Source organism: Corallococcus sp. AB049A (assembly GCF_003668885.1).
In the GTDB taxonomy this organism is placed as follows: Bacteria; Myxococcota; Myxococcia; order Myxococcales; family Myxococcaceae; genus Corallococcus; species Corallococcus interemptor.
Genome location: NZ_RAWL01000728.1, coordinates 1 through 2,175, shown reverse-complemented (window position 1 = coordinate 2,175; position 2,175 = coordinate 1). Strand labels below are relative to the sequence as shown.

The 2,175-nt window shown below is 71.8% G+C and carries 1 protein-coding gene and 2 pseudogenes; 2 read left to right on the top strand and 1 reads right to left on the bottom strand.

Annotated features, from left to right (window positions below; translation table 11 throughout):
- Positions 1–763: pseudogene (locus D7X55_RS38760) on the top strand (hypothetical protein); the annotation flags it as partial.
- 13 nt (positions 764–776) lie between these two features.
- Here D7X55_RS38760 and ruvX read toward each other — a convergent pair.
- Positions 777–1,232 (bottom strand): Holliday junction resolvase RuvX, encoded by a 456-nt coding sequence (gene ruvX / locus D7X55_RS38755; protein WP_121725655.1) that lies wholly within the window; start codon positions 1,230–1,232, stop codon positions 777–779.
- Positions 1,233–1,433: 201 nt separating this feature from the next.
- Between ruvX and D7X55_RS38750 the strand changes: the two are divergent.
- A pseudogene (locus D7X55_RS38750) lies at positions 1,434–2,175 on the top strand (hypothetical protein); the annotation flags it as partial.

Genomic DNA, 2,175 nt, shown 5'->3' with positions numbered 1-2,175 from the left:
GGCGATTGGCTGGCGGCTGCAGCAGCTGGGGTTCTGGCCCGCGGTGGCGCTCTTCACGCTGACGCCGGGCGTGGCGCTGCTGGGCGGCGTGGGCATGGTGCGCGCGTGGAAGAAGCACCCGGAGACGCGCTGGCTGGTGGTGATGGCGGTGCTGCCCACGGTGTACTTCACGCTGCGCGCGGCGGTGCTCCTGAACTTCGTGCCCCTGGCCCGCTTCACGGTGACGCAGCTGGTGCTGCTGCCGGTGTTCATGGCGCCGGGCCTGGCGGCGCTGGTGGGTAACAAGGGGCCCTTCGCGCGCCGCGCGGTGGTGGGCGTGAGCGCGGTGCTGGCGGTGGTGATGCCGGTGGCGCTGGGCCTCTACACGTTCCGCACGGAGGGCGGGCTGCATGACTCGCTGCGCCCGGTGAGCCCCACGTCCACGAACCCCGTGGCGGTGATGCAGGTGGCGCGCTTCCTCAAGGAGGAGGTGGCGGCGAAGGGCGGCGCGGCGGCCATCGATGATGATCCGCGCTACATGGACCTGCAGGTGGCCTTCTTCTCCACGCTGCCGGAGATGCGCATGGCGCGCGTGCGCTGGGACACGTTCCGCCAGCGCCTGCAGGACGCGCGGCCGGAGGTGCTGGTGCGCTTCGACGGCGGCAAGCTGGTGAAGGACCCGGGCGTGACGCTGGACGGGCGCACGCTGACGCTGGACGGCGTGGTGTACCAGGAGCAGGACGGGTTCTCCGCCCCGCTGCACGTGTACCGGCGCCAGCCGTAGTCAGGCGAGGGCTTCAGCCCTCCGGGTCGTAGTTGTCGTCGTAGCCGTCGTCGTCCTTGGGGCGGTGCGCGTCCAGCCAGCCCTGCAGGATGAACTGCGCGGCGAGCTGATCAATCACCTCCCGCCGCTTCTCCCGGCGCACGTCCGCTTCCAGCAGGGTGCGCTGGGCGGCCACGGTGGACAGCCGCTCGTCCCACAGCTCCACGGGCAGGCCGAGCGCGCTCTCCAGCACCTGCGCGAACTTGCGCGTGGCCTCCGCGCGGGGCCCCTCCGAGCCGTTCATGTTGAGGGGCAGCCCCAGGACGAAGCGCGTCACCTCGTGCTCCTTCACCAGCCGGGACAGCTCCGCCAGGTCCCCCTTGAGCGAGGTGCGCCGCACGGTGGTGACCGCCTGGGCGGTGAGCCCCAGTCCATCCGAGACGGCCACCCCGATGGTCTTGGTGCCGTAGTCGAGCCCGAAGGTGCGCATGGGCGCGGGACTCTAGCCGCAATCCTCCCGGGCGGACCGACCCGTCCGTGAGTGGGGACGCGGCGGAGGGGCCTGGCTGTCCAACCCCGCGTTTCGACTCGCCCCGCGCGCGGCCGCGCCCGGCACCGCCGCTGCAATGCCCGTCCGCGTCCGAAGAGACGGCGCGCGGCACCCACTTCAACCCGCCGCGCGGGAGTAGCGATGCTCGACATCCTGAAAGGCGTGGCGAACCTGCTGGGCGGTCCCATGACCGCCGTGGCCGACCTGGCGGGGGACGCCCTGGGGCTTCCCCCCGTCCTCACGAACTCCATCAAGACGGCCGCGGGGGTGATGAGCGGCAACGTGATGATGGCGGCCAGCGGCGCGCTGGGCGTGGCGGATGAGCTGAAGAAGCACCCGTCCGCGAAGACGGAGTACTGCGCACCCCAGGACGCGGCGAAGGCGGGCATGGGCTACGCCCCGGGCACCGCGTCGTCCGGGTCCACGCAGGCGGGGGGCACGTCCGGAAGCCGCAGCCCGTTGGATCCCAAGCTGCTGGACTACGCGGACTCGCTGCGCACGCTGGAGGCGAACTTCGGCTACCTGGACCTGCTGGACGGCAAGAAGGACGGCACGCTGTCGCACGCGGACCTCCAGCGCATCTCGCAGGACAAGAACGTGTCGCCCTCGCTGCGGGACGCGGCGAAGTTCCTCGTCGACAACCGGACCTTCTTCGAACAGCTGGACACGGCGAAGTCGACGTTCCTCCAGCTGCCGGTGCCGGCCTTCAACGATGACCGCTTCGACCTGCGCAGCCTCCAGCAGGAGTCCAAGCGGCTGGCCTCGGAGTTCGCGAAGTACGGACGCCCGGAGCGCCCGGGCAGCCGTCCGCCCCCGTCGACGCAGGACTGTAAGCCCGCGCCGAAGGACTGCGCGCCGCCCGCCACCGGGGGCGGCTCCAGGC